Genomic DNA, 21125 nt, shown 5'->3' on the forward strand with positions numbered 1-21125 from the left:
GGGTGGCGGCGGAACTGAGTGTCCGGGAATCATCTTCCCAAGCCCATACCCCCAAGGGTACGGCGACACTCCTCTCCTGCCCAGAGCCCACCGTGCCGCTCCCGGCGTGCCCGCCGCTCGCGCACGGCGTTCCAGGGAGCATGCACGAGCGGCTCGGGATCTGGCAATGCCGGTTGTGTCCTACAGGCGTCCGTACGGGGGCCAAACGGACGTCGCGCAGAGTGACCGGAACGTTCCGTTCCTCGTTGCCCACAGGTCCAGCCCACCGTCGCAGGGAGACCTTCCGTGCCCGCACCGTCGACCGCCGCCGGCCAGACCTCCACCCCGCCCGCCACCGTGCTCGCCCCGCCCCGCGGCCACCGGAGGGCCCCCGCCCCCGCCCCACCCGGCGCGGCGGAGCGGGACCCGGGAAGGACGGCCGGGGCGGCGCCGGGAGCGGGTGCGGCGGACCAGGCCGGCGACGTGGTCCGCTGGGCGGTCTTCTGCTGCGCCCTGGTCCCTGTGGTCCTCGTCGTCTACGGCACCTCGGCCGGCGGCGCCGCCGGCACCGCGCTCGGCCTCGTCTCGGTGACGGCGGCCTGCCGGGTCCTGCTGCGCCGCTCGGAGCGCGGGCTTCGCGAAGAGAGCGGGTGGCGTGAGGAGAGTGGGGTACGCGAGCAGAGTGGGGTACGTGAGGAGCGCGGACGCGGCAGGCGGCACGGTTAGGCAGCGCGGGGCGGAGTCGAGCGGGTACGGGCGGAGCCGGGGAGCGACCTGGCGGTCGGGCCGGACCAGCTAGGACAAATCCGTCTCGGACCGGCGCTCCGCGAGGCCCCCGGAACTGCCCGCCCCTCGTCGAGTTGACAGGTTCGTACACGCGCGCCCATACGTTTTCAGCCAAGTTCCATCTGTCGGCGCGTCCTTGGCGGAACGATTGTCCAACCCCGGTGCCGACACCCGCATATGCCCCGCTCCAGGGGCCCGCACCCCCCGCGTACGGGGCGTTCGCCGCGCCGCCCCTCCCCCGGGCGCCCACCGGCCGGCGGACTTCGCGATCGATCGCTTCGCGCCAAGTGGCCTTGTCGACAATCCACCGGATGGAGAACTTGTCACGCCGACGCTACGGGACGCAGTAGATTCGATCATGGGTACCAAAGACTGGGGTCTCGTGCAAAACCGAGGGGAAACGTGCAGGAGCGACACGACCAGGGAGACGCGAACACCGAGGGGGGCTTAGCGTCATGAGCCAGGACTCCATTGCGCCGGAGGCCGCACGGAAACTTACCGGGCGCCGGCGTCGCGAAGTCGTCGCGGTGCTGCTGTTCAGCGGCGGCCCCATCTTCGAGAGCTCCATCCCGCTCTCCGTGTTCGGCATCGACCGGCAGGACGCCGGAGTGCCACGCTACCGGCTGCTGGTCTGCGCGGGCGAGGACGGCCCGCTGCGGACCACCGGTGGACTCGAACTGACCGCGCCGTACGGCCTCGAGGCCATCAGCCGTGCGGGCACCGTCGTCGTCCCGGCCTGGCGGTCGATCACCTCGCCGCCGCCGCCGGAGGCGCTGGAGGCGCTGCGCCGCGCCCACGAGGAGGGCGCGAGGATCGTCGGTCTGTGCACCGGCGCCTTCGTCCTCGCCGCGGCCGGCCTGCTCGACGGACGGCCGGCGACGACGCACTGGATGTACGCGCCGACGCTCGCCAAGCGCTACCCGTCGGTCCATGTGGACCCCCGGGAGCTCTTCGTCGACGACGGGGACGTGCTGACGTCCGCCGGCACCGCGGCCGGAATCGATCTGTGTCTGCACATCGTGCGGACCGACCACGGCACGGAGGCCGCGGGCGCACTGGCGCGCCGGCTGGTCGTCCCGCCGCGGCGCAGCGGCGGTCAGGAGCGCTACCTCGACAGGTCTTTACCGGAGGAGATCGGCGCCGACCCGCTGGCCGAGGTCGTCGCCTGGGCCCTTGAGCACCTCCACGAGCAGTTCGACGTGGAGACGCTGGCGGCCCGTGCCTACATGTCACGGCGGACCTTCGACCGCCGGTTCCGCTCGCTGACCGGTTCGGCCCCCCTCCAGTGGCTGATCACCCAGCGGGTGCTCCAGGCGCAGCGACTCCTGGAGACCTCCGACTACTCGGTCGACGAGGTGGCCGGCCGATGCGGCTTCCGTTCGCCGGTGGCGCTGCGGGGCCACTTCCGACGGCAGCTCGGTTCCTCGCCGGCCGCCTACCGGGCGGCGTACCGCGCGCGGCGGCCGCAGGGCGAGAGCGGTACGGCGGTGCTCGACGCGGTCGTGCCGGTCCAGGTCTCGGCGGGAATCCGGCGTCCGGTGCCTCCGCTGGAGCCGGGCAAGCCGCAGTCCGACGCGTTCGCGGCCGGGCGGGCTTCGCTGCCGGGCCAGCGCAGCGCGCCGTAACGCAGCGACCCGCGCGGCCACGAGCGGCGCACCGCAGGACCGAAGGGCGCCCGGGGAGACCTCCCCCGGGCGCCCTTCGGCCTGCTCGGCGCGGCGCCCCGGGGGGCGGGAGACCCCCTAAGGTAGGACGCATGAACGATCGCATGGTGTGGATCGACTGCGAGATGACCGGGCTCTCGTTGACGGATGACGCACTCATCGAGGTGGCCGCGCTGGTCACCGACTCGGAACTGAACGTGCTCGGCGACGGGGTGGACATCGTGATCCGCCCGCCGGACGCGGCCCTGGAGACCATGCCGGAGATCGTGCGCCAGATGCACACGGCCTCGGGGCTGCTCGACGCGCTGCCCGGCGGCACCACGCTGGCCGACGCCGAGGCCCAGGTCCTCGCGTACATCCGCGAGCACGTCAAGGAGCCCGGCAAGGCGCCCCTGTGCGGGAACTCGGTCTCCACGGACCGCGGCTTCCTCGCCCGGGACATGCCCGCTCTGGAGAGCCACCTGCACTACCGGATCGTCGATGTCTCCTCGGTCAAGGAGCTGGCCCGCCGCTGGTACCCGAGGGCGTACTTCAACAGTCCGGACAAGAACGGCAACCACCGGGCGCTCGCCGACATCCGTGAGTCCATCGCGGAGCTGCGCTACTACCGGGAGGCGGTCTTCGTCCCGCAGCCCGGTCCCGACTCGGAGACCGCGAAGCGGATCGCGGCCCGTCACGTCGTACCGGCCGAATGACCCCTTCCGTGTAGGGCCCGCTCGCGCCCTCGACACCCCCTCGGGAAAACGCGGGCGCGAGCACCCTCCAGGACCCTGTAGACTTCTTCTCGGCCGGTCGGGGAAACCTTCGGGGACACCGCCGGACATGGTGGGTATAGCTCAGCTGGCAGAGCACCTGGTTGTGGTCCAGGATGTCGCGGGTTCAAGTCCCGTTACTCACCCTGAAGACTCAGGCCCCGGTTCCCAGGAACCGGGGCCTGAGTCGTTCTCACGTTCCCGACGCGCAGACGAGGGGCGTCGGCGGCGGGTTGGTGCCCGTCCAGGTGCCGTTGAAGCCGAAGGCGGCCGAGCCGCCCGGTGGGACCGTCGCGTTGTACGGGAGGTGGGTGGCCGTCACCTCCGCGCCCGTCTGGGTCAGCGCCGTGTTCCAGGCCTGGGTGACGCGCTGGCCCGCGGGCTGGGTCCAGCGGACGGTCCAGCCGGCCAGCGGAGCCGTACCCGTGTTGCGGACGGTGACCTGGGCCGTGAAGCCGCCCTGCCACTGGCTGGTCACCTGGTACGCGGCCGCGCAGGCGCCCGTCGGGGTTCCCGGGTCGGTGCCGCCGCCACCGCCGCCGGTCTCGGCAGTGTCGCCGTAGAGGATGCCGCGGCCGTTGGTGGAGACGTACACCCGGCCGTAGACCCGGGGGTCGCCGGTGATCGCCGCGCCCGTCCAGCCCCACTGGTGGGCGTCGTCGTTGATCCTCACCCAGCTCGCGCCCGCGTCGGTGGAGCGGAAGACGCCGCGTACGCCGCCGATCTTCGCGCTCGTGTAGAGGGTGGGGTACGCGGCTCCGGGCGCGGCCTTGCCGAAGCCGATCGTGTCGGCCTGCTCGACCCCGGCGACCCGGGTGAAGGTGGCGCCGCCGTCGGTGGAGTGCCACAGGCCGTACGCGGCGTCGGGGGCGCCGCCGGCGAGCCAGATGTCGCCCTTCCGGCCGGGGACGGCCTTGAAGCGGACGTTGCCCTTGGCGGGGAGACCGGTGGCCTTGGCGGTGAAGGTCATGCCACCGTCCGTACTGGCGTGGAAGGTGCCGGCCGAGAAGCCGTAGAAGGTGCGCGGGTCGACCCGGTCGGACTCGACGGTCGCGCCGGCCGGGACGCCGGTCGACGCCGTCCACGCGCCGCCGGTGCCGGTGTGGACGCCGGCGCCGTCGGGGCTCCAGACGAAGCGGTTGCCGTCCGCCGACGCGGCGACCGTGCCCCCGCCGGTGACGCCCGGGGGTTCCTGGCCGGGGCGCCAGGTGGCGCCGTTGTCGGAGGAGAAGGCGACGCGCGGGCCGCCTTCGAGGTGCCCGGCGCGCACGACGGTGCCGGTCGTGGTCTCGGCGAAGTCGACGCTGGTGGTGGAGGTGAAGTTGGGGCCGGTGAACATCATCGACGGGACCTTGGTGAGGTCCGTGTGCCGGAAGCCGCCGATGTCTCCGAGGGCGCTGATCAGCGGGGCCCCCGAGGGCGGCGAGGCCAGGTCGAGGACGGCGGTCTCCTCCAGGCCCTGGACCATGGGCCTGATCGTGAACTTCGTCCCCGCGTCCCACCGGGTCAGCTCGGTGGTGCCGTAGATCGTGGCGCCGGTGCCGTACATCATGCGGTTCGAGTCGAACGGGTCGATCTCCAGGGCCTCGGTCATCCAGCCGAGCTTCGGGGTCTGCTCGGGCGGGGCGGGGCTTGCGCCCCAGGTCAGCCACGGCGCGGAGGAGACGTCCATGGTGTAGCGGTCGGCGCGGTTCGGGTACGCCGTGTAGTCCCAGGCCCTGGTCCAGTGGGCGCCGCTGTCGGTGGAGCGGAAGATCTGGGTGTCGGGGTACCAGGAGCTGTAGCCGGACACCATGACCGTGCCGGGGTTCCGCCGGTCGACGGTGAGGCCGCTGAAGCCGTAGTAGGTGTCGGCCTCGGCGACGGGGCTGATGTCGGTCCAGGCGCCGGTGGCCGTGGCGTACCGCCAGACCTGGCCCTTGGCTCCGTCGTACGGGCCGGCGGTGTCGCTGTACGCGAGGTAGAGGTAGCCGTTCTCCGCGTCGAGCACGCCCTTGTGGGCGAGGTACCCGGTGGGCTGGCCGGGCAGGCGTGTCCAGGTGGCGCCCGCGTCGGTGGAGCGGTAGACGGCGTTCTGCTTGTCGCCGACGCCGACGTAGATGGTGCTCGTCGCGCTGCCGGGGGCGCCGGTGGACTCGTCGAAGGTGATCCAGACGATGCCCTGTTCGTCGGAGTTGTAGCCGCTGGTGTCGGTCGGGTCCTGCTGGTGGTTTCCGGGGTTGGTGAAGGAGGTCACCTTCGCCCAGGTGACACCGGAGTCGGTGGAGCGCCAGAGGCCGTTGCCGCTGGGGGTGCCGAGGTAGAGGACGCTGTTCCGGTGCGGGTCGATCGCGAGGCGTTCGCCCATGCCGCGGCCCGGCATGTTGCCGCCGAGCTTGAAGGGGAGGTCGGCGCGCCGCCAGGTGGCGCCCCGGTCGGCGGAGCGCAGGACGGCGCCGTTGCCGGGGTCCCAGTCGTTGGTGTAGGTGCCGACGGCGGCGTACACGCGGTCGGGGTCGACGGCGTCGGTGGCGAGCCCGACGACTCCGGTGTGGCCCCAGTCGTCCCAGCCGACGTGGTCGAGGAGCGGGGTCCAGGTGGAGGCGGCCTGGTTCCAGCGGTAGGCGCCGCCGATGTCGGTACGGGCGTAGACGAGGTTCCGCTCGCTGCGGTTGAAGACGATGCCGGGGACGAAGCCGCCGCCGTCGATCCGGACGTTCTTCCAGGTGTACGAGGGGGCCGCCGCGGCGGGGGCGGGTGCGGGTTCGGCGGGTGCGGCGGTGGCCGGCACCGCCCCCGCGAGGAGGCCGGCGGTCAGGGCGAGCCCCGCCAGGAGGTGTCGCGTTCTGCGCATGGGGGTCCTGTCGACGATGAGGTGGGAGCGCTCCCACTATTGGGCGGCTGTCAGAACACGGTCAAGGTCCGGGCGTCGTCGAAGACGTTCGACGACGCTCGGCCGGACGGGTGGTGCGGACGGTGGGCTCCCCGCCCCCGGAGGCCCCGCGCACTACGGTCGGGACCATGTGGTGGAGGAGGACGCGGCCCGGCGCCGCCGGACGCGGACGCCTCGTACGCGACTCCCGCACCCCCTCCGCCGCCGGACGCGGACGCCACCCCGTCCCCGCCTTCGTCCTCGTCCTCGCCCTCCTCCTGGGTGCCGCGCTCTGCGCCGGGTGCGCCACCGACCCGCCGGAACCGTCCCCCGTGCCCGACCGGGAACGCGTCGACGGTGCCGGGCGGCCGATCACCCTCACCGTCGGCGTCTTCGGGGAGTTCGGCTACCAGGAGGCCGGGCTCTACGACACGTACATGCGGCTCCGTCCGGACGTCGTGATCCGGCAGACCTCCCTCTCCCGCAACGACGTCTACTACCCGCAGCTGCTGACCCACCTCACCGCCGGCTCCGGCCTCGCCGACGTCCAGGCCGTCGAGGTCGGCAACATCGCCGAGGTCGTCGACACCCAGGCCGGACGGCTCGACGACCTCGGTTCCGCACCCGGCGTCGACGAGCACGCCTTCCTGCCGTGGAAGTGGGCGCAGGCCACCACACCCGACGGCCGCACCCTCGGGCTCGGCACGGACATCGGCCCGCTGGCCGTCTGCTACCGCAAGGACCACTTCGCCGCGGCCGGGCTGCCCACCGACCGGGAGACCGTCGGACGCCTGTGGGCCGGGGACTGGCGGAAGTACGAGGAGGTCGGGCGGCGCTTCGCCGAACGGGCTCCCGAGGGCGTGGCGTTCACCGACTCCGCCTCCGGGGTGCTCGCCGCGGTCGTCTCCGGCGCCCCGCTGCGCTACTACGACGCCCGCGGCGAACTGGTGGTGGCGACCAACCCGTACGTACGAGCCGCCTGGGACCTCGCCGCCGACTTCGCCCGGCGGGGTCTCACCGCCCGGCTCCAGCAGTTCACGCCCGACTGGGACCAGGCGTTCGCACGCGGGGACTTCGCCACGATCGCCTGCCCGGCCTGGATGCTCGCCTACATCCAGGACAAGTCCGGGCCGGCAGCGCGCGGACGGTGGGACGTGACGGTGGCGCCCCGGCCCGGGAACTGGGGCGGCTCCTTCCTCGTCGTCCCGTCCGCCGGACGGCAGCGCGCCGAGGCCGCCCGGCTCGCGGCCTGGCTCACCGCGCCCGAGCAGCAGGCCCGGCTGTTCGCCCGGCGCGGCGGCTTCCCGAGCGCCTCCGCCGCGTACCGGCTGCCGGAGGTGGCGGACGCGCGGCACCCCTACTTCGGCGACGCGCCGACCGGCCCGCTCTACGCGGCGGCGGCCCGGGGCGTGCCCCTGGCCCCGGTCGGCCCCAAGGACGGGCTCGTCAACCAGATCCTCTCCGACACCGGCATGCTCCAGGTCGACCAGACCGGACGCCCGCCCGAGTCGGCCTGGCGGGCGGCGATGCGGGCGATCGACAACGCGCTGGACCGGTGAGCACCCGTGACCGAGACGAGACACCCCGTGGATCCGTTCCCGCCGCCCGCCGGTTCACCCGTCGCGCCCGCCGTCGCGCCCCCGAGGACGGAACCTGGCCCGGGACGGGGGCGTCTCGGGCCACTGCGGTCGCGCTCGGCGCCGTACGTGCTCGTGGCCCCGTTCTTCCTGCTCTTCGGGGCGTTCGGGCTGTTCCCGCTGGTCGCGACCGCCTGGGCGTCGCTGTTCCGGGTGGAGCTGACCGCGCCGGAGGACCGGGAGTGGGTGGGGCTCCAGAACTACGCCCGGCTGCTGCACGACGAGTTCTTCTGGAACGCCCTGTTCAACACCGTCGCCATCGGTGTCCTCGCCACCGTTCCCCAGCTGCTGCTCGCCCTCGGCGTGGCGCATCTGCTGGACGTGCGGCTGCGCGGGCGGCTGGCCCTCCGGGTCGTGGCGCTCGCCCCGTACGCGACCTCGGTGGCCGCGGCGACGCTCGTCTTCGCGCTGCTCTTCGGCCGGGACCAGGGGATGGTCAACTGGGCGCTGGGGCTTGTGGGGATCGCCCCGGTGGACTGGCAGAACGGCCCGTGGGCGTCGAAGGTCGCCGTCTCGTCGATCGTGATCTGGCGCTGGACCGGCTACAACGCGCTGATCTACCTGGCGGCGATGCAGACCGTCCCGCGCGAGCTGTACGAGGCGGCGGCGCTCGACGGGGCCTCGCGGTGGCGGCAGTTCCTGCACGTGACGCTGCCGGGGCTGCGGCCCGCGCTGCTCTTCACGGTGCTCGTGTCGACGGTCGGGGCGACCCAGCTGTTCGGTGAGCCGCTGCTGTTCAACAGCGGGGCGGGCGCGTCCGGCGGGGCGGACCACCAGTACCAGACGCTGGGGCTCTATCTGTACGAGCAGGGGTGGGTGAACCTGCACCTCGGGCGGGCGGCGGCCATCGCCTGGGCGATGCTGCTGATCCTGGTGGTGGTGTTCGGGGCGGCCCGGCTGCTGCGGCCGGTGCTGCGCGGGAGGGACGTCTGATGCGGACGGTGCGGGCGGGCTGGGGCACGTACACGCTCCTCGGTCTCTTCACGGTGGTCTCCCTCTTCCCGTTGCTGTGGACGGCGGTGGCGGCCTCGCGGACGAGTACGCGGCTGGCGTCGGCTCCGCCGCCGTTCCGGTTCGGGCGGAACCTGCCGCGGAACGTGGGGATCGCCTGGACCGAGGGCGGGCTCGGCGTGGCGCTCGCCGACACCACCGTGGTCGCGGGCGCGGTCGCGGCGGGCACGGTGCTCTTCTCGACGCTCGCCGGGTTCGCCTTCGCCCGGCTGCGCTTCCGGTTCCGGGGCGCACTGCTGCTGGTGGTGGGGGCGACGATGCTGATCCCGCCGCAGCTGGGGGTCGTCCCGCTCTATCTGCTGATCGCGCGGCTGCGCTGGACGGACGAGCTCCAGGCGGTGGTCCTGCCCTCGCTCGTCTCTGCCTTCGGGGTGTTCTTCATGCGTCAGCACCTCCTGCGGGCGCTGCCGGCCGAGCTCCTGGAGGCGGCGCGGGTGGACGGGGCGGGGACGCTGCGGGTGGTGTGGCATCTGGTGTTCCCCGCGGCGCGTCCGGCGATGGCGGTGCTCGGGATGCTGTCGTTCGTGGCGGCGTGGAACGACTTCTTCTGGCCGGTGCTCGTGCTGACGCAGACCGGGAACCCGACGGTGCAGGTGGCGTTGACGGGCCTGGGGCGGGGGCACGTGCCGGACACCTCGGTGGTGATGGCGGGGGCGCTGCTCGGGACGCTGCCGCTGCTCGTGGTGCTCGCGCTGTTCGGGCGGCACATCGTGGGCGGGGTGATGCGGGGCGCGGTGAAGGGCTGAGCCCCTCTCCCCCTGCTAGCGTCCCCTTATGTCCATGATCTTTACATTTAGACCGACTTGGGCGCGGTGAGGGCGAATGGGAGTCCTGCGTGACCATCCCGAACTCGTCCTCTTCCTCTGCCTCTCCGCCGGCTACCTCCTCGGCAAGCTCCGGGTCGGCCCCATCACGCTCGGCGGCATCTGCGGCACCCTCATCGTCTCGCTGCTCGTCGGGGCCTGGACGGAGGTCACCGTCTCCGACGACGTGAAGACGATCTTCTTCGCCCTGTTCATCTTCTCGCTCGGCTACATGGCGGGCCCGCAGTTCTTCTCCAACCTCAACAGGAAGAGCCTGCGCTTCTTCACCCTCTGTCTCATCGAGGTCGTCTCCGTCGTCGGCATCGCCCTCGGCCTCGCCAAGGCCTTCGACCTCGACGTCGGCACCGCCGCCGGCATCCTCGCAGGCGCCGCCACCGAGTCCGCGGTCGTCGGTACGGCCACCGAGGCCATCGGCAAGCTCGCCGACCTGACCCAGGAGCAGATCACCCAGTACCAGGGGCACGTGGCCACGGCGTACACGGTCTGCTACCTCTTCGGCCTCATCACCATCGTCATCTACACCAGCCAGATCATGCCGATGATGCTGCGGATCAACCTCCGCGACGCCTCCCGCGAACTGTGGGAGAAGATGCGCGGCTCCGGCGGCGGCCTGGAGTCCGACGAGCGCGAGGCGCTCCCGGGCATGGTGGGCCGGACGTTCCTCGTCACCCACGCCGACGGCACCAGGGTCGGCGACCTGGAGCGCTCGCTGGGCGGCCGGGTCACCGTCGAGGCGGTGAAGCGGGGCAGCAAGGTCCTCACCCCTCCCCCGCCCGGCTTCCAGCTGACGCTCTCCGACCTGGTGCTCACCGTGGGACGGCGGGCCAACATCATCGAGGCGGGGCGGGTCATCGGCCCCGAGACCCCGGCCGTCCCCGGTCTGGACACCCCGCTCGCCACCACCCAGGTCTCGCTGACCGACAAGGCCGCCGTCGGCCGGTCGCTGGACGCGCTGGCGAAGGCCCACCCGGAGTTCTCCTCGGGCGGGGTGTACGTGACGGACGTGCTGCGCAACGAGCAGCACCTGCCGGCGACCCCGGAGACCGTCGTCCACCGCGGTGACGTCCTCACCCTGGTCGGCGCCCGCTCGGGTCTCGGCAGGCTGGCGTCCAAGGTCGGCGCGGTCGTGCGGAACGACTCCACGGACTTCGTCTACCTGGGGCTCGGCATCGTCTGCGGCTCGCTCCTCGGGCAGCTCGTGGTGACGTTCGGCGACGTCCCGCTGTCGCTCGGCACGGGCGGCGGCTGTCTGATCTCCGGACTGCTCTTCGGCTGGTTCCGCTCCCGCACGCAGACCTTCGGCGCGTTCCCCCCGCAGGCCGCCTCCACCCTCAAGGACATGGGCCTGGCGATCTTCATCGCCTGTACGGGCCTGGTGTCGGGTCCGCAGGCCTGGCCGCTGCTCAAGGAGTACGGGGCGTTGCTGCCGTTCGCGGGGATCGCGATGGTCCTGGTGCCCGCGACGATCTCGCTGTTCGTCGGCACCAGGCTCCTGAAGATCGAGAAGCCGCTCCTCATCGGCGCCATCGCGGGCCAGCAGTGCTCGACCCCGGCGATCACCTCGATCACCCAGGTGGCCCAGAGCTCGGTCCCGATGCTCGGCTACACGATCACGTACACGCTCTCGAACTTCCTGCTCCCCCTGACCGGCCCGCTCCTCGTCGGCGTCCTCGGGGCGTGAGAGGACCCAGGACCCCGCCGGGGGCGCCGTGTTCGTCGTCCTCCCCCACTGACGGAAATGAGAGTCCCCCGTGCCCGAGACCACTTTCACCCGTGAGCAGATCCAGGCCTTCGCGCAGCTCTCGCCGTTCGAGCTGAAGGACAAGTTCATCCAGATCGCGCAGGCGGCGCAGGCCGACGAGTCCGGTCAGAAGGACAAGTCGCAGACCCAGATGCTCAACGCGGGTCGCGGCAATCCGAACTGGGTCGCCACCGGCCCCCGCGAGGCCTTCTTCGCGCTCGGCTACTTCGCGCTCTCGGAGTCCCGCCGGGTCTGGACCGCCGACAACCTCGGCGGCATGCCCGAACTCCCCGGCTCAGGCGCCCGCTTCGACACCTTCGTACGGCAGCACCCGGACCTCCCCGGGATCGACCTGCTCCAGCGGTGCGTGGAGTACGGGGTCGAGCGGTTCGGCTTCGACAAGGACGCCTTCCTGCACGAGCTGACCGACAGCACGATCGGCGACAACTACCCCGTACCGGACCGCATCCTGACCCACACCGAGCAGGTCGTCCGCGGCTATCTCGCCGACGAGATGTTCGACGGGCGGCCGCCGGCCGGGACCCTGTCGCTCTTCGCGACCGAGGGCGGCACGGCCGCCATGTGCTACATCTTCGACTCCCTGACGAAGAACGGGATCCTGCGGAAGGGCGACCGGATCGCCCTGATGGTCCCGGTCTTCACCCCGTACATCGAGATTCCCGAGCTCGACACGTACGACTTCGACGTCGTCACCGTCCAGGCGAGCCTCTTCGCGGAGACCGGTGTGCGCGAGTGGCGCTATCCGGCCGAGGAGGTCGAGAAACTGGCCGACCCGTCGGTCAGGCTGGTCTGCGTCGTCAACCCGTCCAACCCGCCGTCGCTGGCGCTCAGCGAGCGGGTGACGGACCAGATCAAGGACATCGTCGCCGGTCCGAACCCGAACCTGCTGATCGTCACGGACGACGTGTACGGCACCTTCGTCGAGGGGTTCCGCTCGCTCGCCGCCGACCTGCCGCGCAACACGCTCCTGGTGTACTCCTACTCCAAGCACTACGGCTGCACGGGCCACCGGCTCGGTGTCATCGGCCTCCACGACGACAACGTCGTCGACGGGATGATCGCGAACCTGCCGGAGGCCGAGAAGGACCGCCTGCGCAAGCGGTACGGGACGCTGAGCCTCGAACCGGAGAAGATCCGGTTCATCGACCGGCTGGTGGCCGACTCCCGGCAGGTCGCCCTCAACCACACGGCGGGGCTCTCGCTCCCCCAGCAGGTCATGATGACGCTGTTCTCCCTCTTCGACCTGCTGGACGAGGGCCAGGCGTACAAGGAGAAGATCCGGGGGATCGTCCGCCGGCGTCTCGGCCTGCTCCTCGAAGGCGCCCGGATGAAGATCGCCCACGATCCGGAGCGGGCCGGGTACTACGTCGAGCTCGACCTCCTCGCGGAGGGGGAACGGGTGCACGGGAGGGACTTCGCGGACTTCCTGGAGAAGAACTACGAGCCGGTCGACCCGCTGTTCCGGCTCGCCGAGCAGACCGGTGTGGTCCTCCTGAACGGCGGCGGCTTCGACGGCCCCGAGTGGTCCGTGCGGGTGTCCCTCGCCAACCTGGACGACCTGGACTACCTGAAGATCGGCCACCATCTGCGGGCGATCTTCAACGACTACGCGGAGGAGTGGAAGGCCGCACGGGCCTGAGCGGTACGGGAGAAGGGGTGCGCGCCCCGGCCGGCGGTGGGGTGGTTCCGGCCGGGGCGCGCGGTGTGGGGGGCCTGGGGCGGGCTACTTGTAGGCGGCGAAGGCCTTCGTGAAGGCCAGCGGCTGCTGGAGGATCGAGGAGCAGGTGGCGTCGGCGTGGTTCACCGCGCCGGCCGCGCACTGCTTGTCACGGGTCGAGGACCACATCGACAGCCAACCGATGCCCTTGGACCTCGCGAAGTCGACGAGCTGGGTGGCGTCGTCGACCGTGAAGATCTCGGTGACGACGTCGTTGACGCCGATCATCGGGGTGACGGCGACGGCCTTCCAGGCGGCCGCGTCGGAGAGGCCGAGGACGCCCTTGATCTGGGCCTGGGTCGCGGTCGCGGCCTGGACGGCGTACGTGCCCATGTCGGCGCTGTACGCCGGGCCGTAGTCCATCGCCATGATGTTGACGGCGTCGACGCGGACGCCGTTCCGCTTCGCGTCGGCGAGCAGGTCGACGCCCGGCTGGGTCAGGCCCTCGGGCATGACGGGCAGGGTGAAGGAGACGTTCAGGCCCGGGTGGGACTTCTGGAGCTGGGCGATGGCCTGCGAGCGGCGGGTGTTGGCGGCGGTGTCCGGCAGGGCCGCGCCCTCGACGTCGAAGTCGACCTTGGTCAGCTTGTAGTGGTCGATGACCCTGCCGTACGCGGCGGCCAGCGCCGAGGACGAGGAGCAGTTCAGGGCCAGCTCGTGGCCGGCGGCGCCGCCGAAGGACACCCGGACGTCACCGCCCTTGGCCCGCAGGGCGCCGATCTGGGCCGCGACCCTGTCGTTCGCCAGGTCGGTGACCCCGCCCCACAGCGGGGCGCAGGAGCCGCCGGAGGTGATGAACGCGAGGTTGAACTCCTTCACGCCGGTGGCGTCGGCGGTGGCGAGCAGGTCGTACGCCGGGTGGAGCGAGGTGTCGACGTAGGGGGCGTACTTCGCGGCCGTGACGGGGGCGCCGGTGGCGGTCGCGGTGGGCGCCGGGGTGGGGGGCGGCGCGGTCGTCGTGGTGGCGGTCGGCTTCGGGCTCGTGGTGGCGGTGGCCGTGACGGTCGGCTTCGGGCTCGTGGTGGCCGAGGGGGACGCCGTGGCGGTGGGCTGTTCGGTGGGGCGGCCGCTGGGGGTGGGGGCGGTGCCGCCGACGGAGCAGGCCGTCCTGTCGATGAGGCAGTTCGCGGGGTCACCGGCCTCTCCGGCGGCGGAGGTGACGAAGCCGACGGTGACGGAGGCGCCGGGTGCCAGCTGCCTGTTCCAGCTCGCGGGCTTCACGGTGACGTGCCGCCCGGAGACGGTGTGCTCGCCGTTCCAGAGGGACCCGAGGGTCGTCCCGGCCGGGAGGTCGAACTCCAGGGTCCAGTCGGACCGGGCGGTGGACGTCTCGTTGGTGACGACGTACTGGCCGGTGTAGCCGCCGGTCCAGGCGCTGGTACGGGTGTAGGCGGCGCCGACGGAGGCGGCCTGGGCCGTGCCGGTGAGCGCGACGGCCGCGCCGCCGACGACCGCCGCCGCGACGACCGCGCCGACGATCTTGCTCTTGGTGCTCGCCCTGCGCCGGTGCGAACTGGTGCCCATCGCGTGCCTGCCTCTGCGTGCTGGGGGGTGGGGAGGGGGTGCGGCAGCACGCTAGCGACTGGAAAGCGGACAAAAGGGTGTCGGGGGGCTGGGGCGGGGATTCTTAGGACCCGCTTAAGGAAGGCATCGGAACCACGAAAGGTTCACCCCGCACGGCTCACTCGGCGAGTGGCCCGGCAGGTCTTCCGCACGGCTCACTCGGCGAGGGCCCGGCGGGTCCCCCGCACGGCTCAGGCGTCGGCGGCCCTGCGGGTGCCCGTGCCCCCGCGGCGGCGGCGGGGCGGGCGGCGGTCCCGGCGTCCGGCCGTACCGCCCGAGCGGCGCCCGTCGAGCCCGATCCAGACGCGGACCTCCGTACCGCCGAGGACCGAGTGTCCGATGCGGACGTCACCGCCGGTGGCCTCCGCCATCCGCCGCACGATGTCGAGTCCGAGACCCGTGGAGCCGTCCCGGCCGCCGCTGTTGCCCCGGGCCAGGGCGGCGGCCGGGTCGGCGATGCCGGGGCCCGCGTCGGAGACCAGGACGATGACGGCGTCGTCGCCGTTGTGGAGGTCGATCGAGAAGGCGGTGCCCTCGGGGGTGTGCCGGAAGACGTTGCCGAGCAGGGCGTCGAGCGCGGCGACCAGTTCGGGGCGGGCGACCGGGATGCGCACCGGACGCTCGACGCCCGCGACCCGTACCCGGCGGTCCTCGTCCTCGGCGAGCGCCGACCAGAACTCCATCCGCTCGCGCACCACCTCTGCGGCGTCACAGCCGGACCCGGGCCCGGTCGCCTGGGTCTGCGGCTTCGCGTCGCGGGCCGTACGGATGATGATGTCGACCTCGCGCTCCAGCTGCTCGACGGCCGCGCGGGTCTGCTCGGCGGCCGGTCCCGAGCCGAGCGAGGCCGCGTTGAGCCGGAGCACGGTGAGCGGGGTGCGGAGCCGGTGGGAGAGGTCGGCGGCGAGTTCCCGCTCGTTGGCGAGGAGTTGCACGACCTGGTCGGCCATGGAGTTGAACGCGACGGCGGCCGACTTGAGTTCGGGCGGCCCCTCCTCGGGGACGCGGGCGCCGAGCCTGCCCTCGCCGAGGTCGTGGGCGGCTCCCGCGAGCCGCTGGGCGGGCCGGACCATCCGGACGCCGAGCCGGTCGGCGACGGCGACGGAGCCGACGATCAGGGCGATGCCGACGCCGGCGAGGACCAGCCACGCGGTGGCGACCCCGTTGGACACCTCGCCCTCGGGCACGAACAGTTCGACGACGGCGACCTCGCCGCTGCTGAGGGCGGTGGGCTGGAGCAGCGCGAAGCCGCCCGGGACCTCGGCGATGGAAGCCCGGCCGAGCCTGCGGGTGGTGGCGAGTTCCTCCTCGCCGGCCCGCCGGGTGCCGATCTCCAGTGCGGTGGCGCCGGGTTCACCGGCGGGCACGTGGACGGCGAGGCGTCCGGCGGCGCCGTCCTCGGTGGTGGCGACGGCCCGGTCGAGTTCGTCGCGGTCGGTGGTGATGGCGAGGACGGGCGCGAGCCCCGAGGCACGCCGTTCGGCGTTGGAGAACGCCCGGTCGCGGGCCATCTCCTTGACGACGAGCCCGAGGGGTACGGCGAAGGCGACGACGACCATGACGGTGACGGCCAGCGACACCTTGACGAGCGCCCATCTCACGGCTGCGGCTCCGACGGCCGCCCCGGCACCGGCTCCGCCTCGCGGGGCGGCTCCAGCTTCACGCCGACCCCGCGCAGGGTGTGCAGGTAGCGGGGCCGTGCGGCCGTCTCACCCAGTTTCCTCCGCAGCCAGGACAGATGGACGTCGATGGTCTGGTCGTCCCCGTAGGACTGCTGCCACACCTCGGCGAGCAGTTCCTTGCGCGGGACGACGACCCCGGGCCGCCCGGCGAGGAAGGCGAGCAGGTCGAACTCGCGCCGGGTCAGGTCCAGCGGTGTCCCGTCGAGCTCCGCCTGACGGCGCAGCGGGTCGACGGTGAGCCCTCCGACGCGGATCGCCCGGGACGGCGGCGCCTCGCCCGCCCCGGCCCGCGCCCGGCGCAGCACGGCGGCCATCCGGGCCGAGAGGTGGTCGACCGAGAAGGGCTTCACGAGGTAGTCGTCGGCGCCGGCGTGGAGGAGCCGTACGATCTCCGCCTCGTCGTCCCGGGCCGTCGCGATGATCACCGGTACGTCGGTGATCCCGCGCAGCATCTTGAGCGCCTCCGACCCGTCCAGGTCGGGCAGTCCGAGATCCAGGACGACCACGTCGAAACGGAGATGGGCGACCTCGCGCAACGCCTCCAGAGCCGTGCCGACGCTCCGTACCGTGTGGGAGGCCTCGGTCAGCTGCCGGATGAGGGCGGAGCGCACGAACTGGTCGTCCTCGACCACGAGCACACTTGCCATGGGCCGCACCGTACGCCATTCGGGTGAGGCCGAGGGCAAGGACCACCCTCCGCCGGGGGTCCGGGCGGTGTGGTGCAGTATGGCCCCGATGCGAAGAGGACTCGTTCACGCCCTGGCCTGGTCGCTCGCCACCGGCGCGGCGGTCACGCTGTCCTGGTGGGGAGTGCACACGGTGCTGTCCGGCACGGTGTACGACCCTCCGCGCGCGCTGCCCCTCCCGGTCGGCGCCGACGAGCCGGTGTCGGACGGCAGCGGTCCGCTGACCTCGTCGACGCGGTCGCCCGCCACCACCGGGCCGTCCGCGTCCGCGACGGTGAAGCCCACGCCGAAAACAGGCCGCACGACCCCGGCCGCGCCCACGGCGACCCCCTCCCGGACGGCGAGGCCCACGACCGAGACGCCGGCGCCCACCACCCCGCCCGACCCGCCCTCGAACGTGAAGAGCTACACCGTCGACGGCGGACGGGTCGCCTTCGACCTGGGCGCGACCTCGGCCGAGCTGGTCTCGGCGATCCCCGCGTCCGGCTGGCAGATGCAGGTGTGGAAGCAGCCGACCTGGATCCGGGTCACGTTCACCGCGGACGGCCGCGAGCTGTCCGTCTTCTGCGTCTGGCACGATACGGCGCCCCGCGTGGAGATCGCGGACCGCGCCACCTGAGGCCTCCGGACCGTCAGGCGGCGCTCAGCGGAAGACGGACGGCGGCGGTACGGGTGAGGGCTTGGCGCTCGCGTCGGTGACCGGCGCCGCTCCCCCGGCGAAGTCGGCCAGGGCACGCCCGTGTTCGACCCGGCCCGGGTGCGGGTCGGTGGCGACCCGGCGGGTCAGCTCGGCCACCGGCAGCTCGCGGTCCGAGGCGAGCAGCACCGCGTTGCCGAAGCGGCGTCCGCGCAGCACCGTCGGGTCGGCGGTCAGCGCCAGCTCGGGGAAGACGGCGGCGGCGGTGGCGATCTGGCCCCGCAGATGGGTCAGGGGCGGGCCGTCGGCCAGGTTCGCCGTGTAGAGGCCGCCGGGGCGCAGCACCCGCCGGACCTCGGCGAGGAACTCGGTGCTGGTCAGATGGGCGGGGGTGCGGGCCCCGCTGAACACGTCCGCGATGACGAGGTCGGCCCACCCGTCCTGGATCTTGGCCAGTCCGGCGCGGGCGTCGGTGGAGCGGACCCGGACGCGGGCCCCGCCGTCGAGCGGCAGTTCACGGCGGACGAGCTGGACGAGGGGCCCGTCGACCTCCACGATCTGCTGGGTGGAGCGGGGCCGGGTGGCGGCGACGTACCGGGCGAGGGTGAAGGCGCCGCCGCCGAGGTGGACGACCTGGAGCGGCCGGTTCGGCGGGGCGGCGAGGTCCGCGATGTGGCCGAGGCGGCGCTGGTACTCGAAGGCGAGATGGGCCGGGTCGTCGAGGTCCACGTGGGACTGGGGGGCGCCGTCGATGAGCAGCGTCCAGGCCCGGGGGCGTTCCCGGTCGGGTATGAGTTCGGCGAGCCCGCCGTCGACGGTCTCGACGACGGAGGCGGCGGAGGCCGCCCGGTCGCGCTGCTTGTTCCTGGCCACGTGCCCCATTATCCGGGCAGCGGCGGGGGCGCCGCCCACGCGGGTCGGCCCCCCTCAGTGGCAGCCGTCGGCCGCTTCGATGAGACGGGCCGCCTCGCCGAGCGCCTTGCGGAGCACGGCGGGGTCGGTGACGGGGTCGGTGTCCCCCGGCGGCAGCAGCCAGCCGGTCGGGCGGGGCGCGTCGCCCGCCGGTTCGGGCAGCTCCGGCAGTTCGGGAAGACGGAAGCCGCGCCCCGAGGTGCCGGTACAGGCGCTGCCCGGCATGTCCCAGGCGGCGGCGGTGCCCTGCGGTACCAGGAAGCCGAGGGTGTCGCAGGCCCCGTCGTGCACGACGGGGCCGACGGCGGGGGTGGCCCCGCGCCGGAGGATGTCCACGGCCTCCAGGCCCTGGCGGACGGGGACCGTCACCAGGTCCCAGGCTCCGGCGGCGGGCTTGGGCCCGTCGGCGTCCGGGGCGGGTGCGTTCCACGTGGCCGACTGCGAACCGATCTCCGACATGGGGACCCCTCCTCGCTCCTGAGGAGACACGTTCCGTCTCTCCCTTTACGGTTCAACGCCCGCGCGCGTCAACGGCTACGGCGCCATGCCGCCGCAAAGGATGGCAGTTCATGGCAGATCACAGGCGAGATATCCGATTTGTAGCCAAACTCTGCGTACGCGTCCGGTCACAGCAGGTACGTTCCTGTGCTGCCGGACCACCACCCGGCAGCACAGGAGAGGGCTCGGCCATGGCGACGTCACGGGCAGTTCCCAATCTCGTCTTCCGCAGGCTCCGCGGGCAGCAGTCGCCGGCGGAGTTCGCCGCGGCGGTCCGTCGGGCGGCGCGGGAGATCGGCGAACAGGTCGCGTGCGACGCCCGCTACATCGGGCGCGTGGAAGCGGGCGAGATCCGCTGCCCCAACTACGCGTACGAGCGGGTCTTCCTGCACATGTTCCCCGGTCTCGGCCTCGCCGACCTGGGGTTCTCCGCCCGGGAGACGGTGCGCGGCCGGCGGCAGGCCGTACCGGCCGGGACAGCGCCTCCCGCCGCCATCACCACCCGGAACGATGAGGAGAGCGACGTGCTGCGTCGCGCATTCATGATGAGCGGCTCCGCCACCCTGGCGGCCGCCTCGCTGGGACTCGGCGGTCCCGCCGCCGCGATCCCCGCCCCCCGCGGCACCCATCGCGTCGGAGAGGCCGAGGTGCGGGCCGTCGAGGAGGCCGTACGGCGGATCCGTCTGCTCGACGACCGGCACGGCGCCGACGGGCTCTACAAGGTCGCCGCCCAGCCGCTCCGCGCGGCGTACGCGCTGCTCGACGCGGGCACCACGGCCCGCCGCTCCACCGAGGACCGGCTGCACGCGGGCGCGGGCGAGCTGTCCCTCTCCGTCGGCTGGCTGGCCCACGACTCCGGCCGCCACGAGGACGCGCGCTCGCACTACGCCGAGGCCCTCGCCACCGCGCGCGTGTCGGGGGACGCGGCCCTGGAGGCGCACGCCTTCTGCAACACGTCCTTCCTGGCCCGGGACACCGGCCGGTACCGGGAGGCGGTGCGGGCGGCGCAGGCCGGGCTCCGGGCCGCCCAGCCGCTGGACTCGGCCCGACTGCTGTCCCTGCTGTCGCTGCGGGAGGCGGGCGCGTGGGCGGGGCTCGGCGACCGGTCCGCCTGCGAGCAGGCGCTCGGCCGCGCGCACGGCTTCTTCGACCGGGGCCCGGCCGACGGCGACCCCGAGTGGATGTCGTTCTTCGGGGAGCCGGAGCGGGAGGCGCTGGAGGCCCAGTGCTGGTCGGCGCTCGGGGACTGGGGCCGGGCCGCCCGGCACGCCCACCGGGCCACGGTCCTGCAGAACCCGCACTTCGCCCGGAACCTGGCGCTCTACCGGGCCCATCTCGCGAAGGACCTGGCGCACGCCGGACGCCCGGACGAGGCGGCGGCGGAGGCGAAGCGGGTGGTGGACTCGCTCGACGGCATCGCCTCGGCGCGGATCCGCGGCATGCTCTCCGAGACCCGCCGGGTCCTGGCCGCGTACTGAGGGCGCGTACCGAAGGCGCGTACGCAAGCCCCGCGCGCGCGGGGCACCCCCGCCGCGGCTACCGCTCCAGGTGGCCGGTGTCGTTCCAGCGCTCGAGCGCCGGGGCGTCGTACGCCCAGCCGAGGACGGAGAGGCTCGTCGGGTCGAGACGGATGCGGGAGGCGAAGGAGACGTCCTCGCCGAGCCAGCGGGCGCCGATCGAGCGCAGGATGTGCCCGTGGGCGAAGACCAGCACGTCACGGTCGGCGGAGCGGGCCCAGTTCACGACCTCGTCGGCGCGGTCCGACAGCTGCGCCAGGGTCTCCCCGTCGGGGACGCCGTCGCGCCAGATGAACCAGCCGGGCTGGACCGCCCGGATCTCGGGCGGGGTCATCCCCTCGTACGCCCCGTAGTCCCACTCCATCAGCGCGTCCCAGGGCTCGGCCCGGTCGCCGAAGCCGGCCAGCTCGCAGGTCTCGCTCGCGCGGACCAGCGGGCTGGTTCGCACCTCCACGCCGGGCAGGCCCAGCCAGGGGCCGCGGTGCAGGCGCTCACCGAGCAGCTTCGCGCCCCGCTTCCCCTCGTCGAGCAGCGGGATGTCGGTCCTGCCGGTGTGCCGGCCGAGAAGTGACCACTCGGTCTGGCCGTGCCGGGCGAGCAGGATGCGCGGTGCCATGGGAAGGACGCTCCAGGGGTTTCACGGTGCG

Annotated in this window: 17 protein-coding genes and 1 tRNA gene; 11 read left to right on the top strand and 7 right to left on the bottom strand. The window is 73.0% G+C overall.

Annotation, left to right across the window (positions count from 1 at the left end; translation table 11 throughout):
• The first annotated feature begins 285 nt into the window (after positions 1-285).
• The 4 genes from ACFWV2_RS12430 (at position 286) to ACFWV2_RS12445 (ending at position 3327) form a co-directional block, all read left to right on the top strand.
• Positions 286-705: a hypothetical protein gene (locus ACFWV2_RS12430; protein ID WP_384404960.1), complete on the top strand. Its 420-nt coding sequence runs from the start codon at positions 286-288 to the stop codon at positions 703-705.
• Positions 706-1220: 515 nt separating this feature from the next.
• Positions 1221-2390, top strand: a complete 1170-nt coding sequence (locus tag ACFWV2_RS12435; RefSeq protein ID WP_384404961.1) for a helix-turn-helix domain-containing protein — start codon at positions 1221-1223, stop codon at positions 2388-2390.
• 131 nt (positions 2391-2521) lie between these two features.
• Positions 2522-3124 (top strand): oligoribonuclease, encoded by a 603-nt coding sequence (orn, locus tag ACFWV2_RS12440; RefSeq protein ID WP_384404962.1) that lies wholly within the window; start codon positions 2522-2524, stop codon positions 3122-3124.
• Positions 3125-3254: 130 nt separating this feature from the next.
• A tRNA-His gene (locus ACFWV2_RS12445) sits at positions 3255-3327 on the top strand.
• A gap of 47 nt (positions 3328-3374) precedes the next feature.
• On the opposite strand, the gene ACFWV2_RS12450 is transcribed toward ACFWV2_RS12445, so the two are convergent.
• Positions 3375-6014 (bottom strand): cellulose binding domain-containing protein, encoded by a 2640-nt coding sequence (locus ACFWV2_RS12450; RefSeq protein WP_384404963.1) that lies wholly within the window; start codon positions 6012-6014, stop codon positions 3375-3377.
• A 167-nt stretch (positions 6015-6181) separates the two neighbouring features.
• Between ACFWV2_RS12450 and ACFWV2_RS12455 the strand changes: the two genes are divergently transcribed.
• From ACFWV2_RS12455 to ACFWV2_RS12475, 5 genes are all read left to right on the top strand, one after another.
• Positions 6182-7591: an ABC transporter substrate-binding protein gene (locus tag ACFWV2_RS12455; protein ID WP_384404964.1), complete on the top strand. Its 1410-nt coding sequence runs from the start codon at positions 6182-6184 to the stop codon at positions 7589-7591.
• A 123-nt stretch (positions 7592-7714) separates the two neighbouring features.
• Positions 7715-8602 carry a carbohydrate ABC transporter permease gene (locus ACFWV2_RS12460; protein WP_384405101.1) on the top strand — a complete coding sequence of 296 codons (888 nt, stop codon included), beginning with the start codon at positions 7715-7717 and terminating at the stop codon, positions 8600-8602.
• Positions 8602-9426 carry a carbohydrate ABC transporter permease gene (locus ACFWV2_RS12465; RefSeq protein ID WP_384404965.1) on the top strand — a complete coding sequence of 275 codons (825 nt, stop codon included), beginning with the start codon at positions 8602-8604 and terminating at the stop codon, positions 9424-9426. Before ACFWV2_RS12460 ends, ACFWV2_RS12465 begins: the two co-directional genes overlap by 1 nt.
• A gap of 76 nt (positions 9427-9502) precedes the next feature.
• A complete protein-coding gene (gene aspT / locus ACFWV2_RS12470) occupies positions 9503-11185 on the top strand; it encodes an aspartate-alanine antiporter (RefSeq protein ID WP_384404966.1) in 1683 nt (560 codons plus the stop codon).
• Between the two features lie 70 nt (positions 11186-11255).
• Positions 11256-12905: a bifunctional aspartate transaminase/aspartate 4-decarboxylase gene (locus ACFWV2_RS12475; protein WP_384404967.1), complete on the top strand. Its 1650-nt coding sequence runs from the start codon at positions 11256-11258 to the stop codon at positions 12903-12905.
• Between the two features lie 84 nt (positions 12906-12989).
• Here the strand turns inward: ACFWV2_RS12475 and ACFWV2_RS12480 are convergent, their stop codons facing one another.
• From ACFWV2_RS12480 to ACFWV2_RS12490, 3 genes are all read right to left on the bottom strand, one after another.
• Positions 12990-14507: a cellulose binding domain-containing protein gene (locus ACFWV2_RS12480; RefSeq protein WP_384404968.1), complete on the bottom strand. Its 1518-nt coding sequence runs from the start codon at positions 14505-14507 to the stop codon at positions 12990-12992.
• Between the two features lie 230 nt (positions 14508-14737).
• Positions 14738-16147: an ATP-binding protein gene (locus ACFWV2_RS12485; RefSeq protein WP_384404969.1), complete on the bottom strand. Its 1410-nt coding sequence runs from the start codon at positions 16145-16147 to the stop codon at positions 14738-14740.
• Positions 16144-16875: a response regulator transcription factor gene (locus ACFWV2_RS12490; RefSeq protein WP_384404970.1), complete on the bottom strand. Its 732-nt coding sequence runs from the start codon at positions 16873-16875 to the stop codon at positions 16144-16146. The genes ACFWV2_RS12485 and ACFWV2_RS12490 overlap by 4 nt, the downstream gene beginning before the upstream one ends.
• A 79-nt stretch (positions 16876-16954) precedes the next feature.
• On the opposite strand from ACFWV2_RS12490, the gene ACFWV2_RS12495 reads away from it, so the two are divergent.
• Positions 16955-17533: a hypothetical protein gene (locus tag ACFWV2_RS12495; RefSeq protein ID WP_384404971.1), complete on the top strand. Its 579-nt coding sequence runs from the start codon at positions 16955-16957 to the stop codon at positions 17531-17533.
• 24 nt (positions 17534-17557) lie between these two features.
• Here ACFWV2_RS12495 and ACFWV2_RS12500 read toward each other — a convergent pair whose 3' ends face one another.
• Both ACFWV2_RS12500 and ACFWV2_RS12505 read right to left on the bottom strand, forming a co-directional pair.
• Positions 17558-18433, bottom strand: a complete 876-nt coding sequence (locus tag ACFWV2_RS12500; protein WP_384405102.1) for a spermidine synthase — start codon at positions 18431-18433, stop codon at positions 17558-17560.
• Positions 18434-18478: 45 nt separating this feature from the next.
• Positions 18479-18922 carry a hypothetical protein gene (locus ACFWV2_RS12505; RefSeq protein ID WP_384404972.1) on the bottom strand — a complete coding sequence of 148 codons (444 nt, stop codon included), beginning with the start codon at positions 18920-18922 and terminating at the stop codon, positions 18479-18481.
• 230 nt (positions 18923-19152) lie between these two features.
• Between ACFWV2_RS12505 and ACFWV2_RS12510 the strand changes: the two genes are divergently transcribed.
• The gene (locus ACFWV2_RS12510) at positions 19153-20439 is read left to right on the top strand and encodes a tetratricopeptide repeat protein (RefSeq protein WP_384404973.1); all 1287 of its coding nucleotides are present in this window, start codon (positions 19153-19155) and stop codon (positions 20437-20439) included.
• A gap of 58 nt (positions 20440-20497) precedes the next feature.
• Here ACFWV2_RS12510 and ACFWV2_RS12515 read toward each other — a convergent pair whose 3' ends face one another.
• A complete protein-coding gene (locus ACFWV2_RS12515; RefSeq protein WP_384404974.1) occupies positions 20498-21094 on the bottom strand; it encodes a histidine phosphatase family protein in 597 nt (198 codons plus the stop codon).
• Between the last annotated feature and the right edge of the window lie 31 nt (positions 21095-21125).

The sequence above is a fragment of the Streptomyces sp. NPDC058671 genome, assembly GCF_042716475.1.
In the GTDB taxonomy this organism is placed as follows: Bacteria; Actinomycetota; Actinomycetes; order Streptomycetales; family Streptomycetaceae; genus Streptomyces.

Excerpts from the sequence above, each read along its gene's own strand:
- ACFWV2_RS12435 (WP_384404961.1), top strand. The coding sequence starts at position 1,221 with ATGAGCCAGGACTCCATTGCGCCGGAGGCCGCACGGAAACTTACCGGG.
- orn (WP_384404962.1), top strand. The coding sequence starts at position 2,522 with ATGAACGATCGCATGGTGTGGATCGACTGCGAGATGACCGGGCTCTCG.
- ACFWV2_RS12450 (WP_384404963.1), bottom strand. The coding sequence starts at position 6,014 with ATGCGCAGAACGCGACACCTCCTGGCGGGGCTCGCCCTGACCGCCGGC.
- ACFWV2_RS12455 (WP_384404964.1), top strand. The coding sequence starts at position 6,182 with ATGTGGTGGAGGAGGACGCGGCCCGGCGCCGCCGGACGCGGACGCCTC.
- ACFWV2_RS12465 (WP_384404965.1), top strand. The coding sequence starts at position 8,602 with ATGCGGACGGTGCGGGCGGGCTGGGGCACGTACACGCTCCTCGGTCTC.
- aspT (WP_384404966.1), top strand. The coding sequence starts at position 9,503 with ATGGGAGTCCTGCGTGACCATCCCGAACTCGTCCTCTTCCTCTGCCTC.
- ACFWV2_RS12480 (WP_384404968.1), bottom strand. The coding sequence starts at position 14,507 with ATGGGCACCAGTTCGCACCGGCGCAGGGCGAGCACCAAGAGCAAGATC.
- ACFWV2_RS12490 (WP_384404970.1), bottom strand. The coding sequence starts at position 16,875 with ATGGCAAGTGTGCTCGTGGTCGAGGACGACCAGTTCGTGCGCTCCGCC.
- ACFWV2_RS12495 (WP_384404971.1), top strand. The coding sequence starts at position 16,955 with ATGGCCCCGATGCGAAGAGGACTCGTTCACGCCCTGGCCTGGTCGCTC.
- ACFWV2_RS12500 (WP_384405102.1), bottom strand. The coding sequence starts at position 18,433 with ATGGGGCACGTGGCCAGGAACAAGCAGCGCGACCGGGCGGCCTCCGCC.
- ACFWV2_RS12505 (WP_384404972.1), bottom strand. The coding sequence starts at position 18,922 with ATGTCGGAGATCGGTTCGCAGTCGGCCACGTGGAACGCACCCGCCCCG.
- ACFWV2_RS12510 (WP_384404973.1), top strand. The coding sequence starts at position 19,153 with ATGGCGACGTCACGGGCAGTTCCCAATCTCGTCTTCCGCAGGCTCCGC.
- ACFWV2_RS12515 (WP_384404974.1), bottom strand. The coding sequence starts at position 21,094 with ATGGCACCGCGCATCCTGCTCGCCCGGCACGGCCAGACCGAGTGGTCA.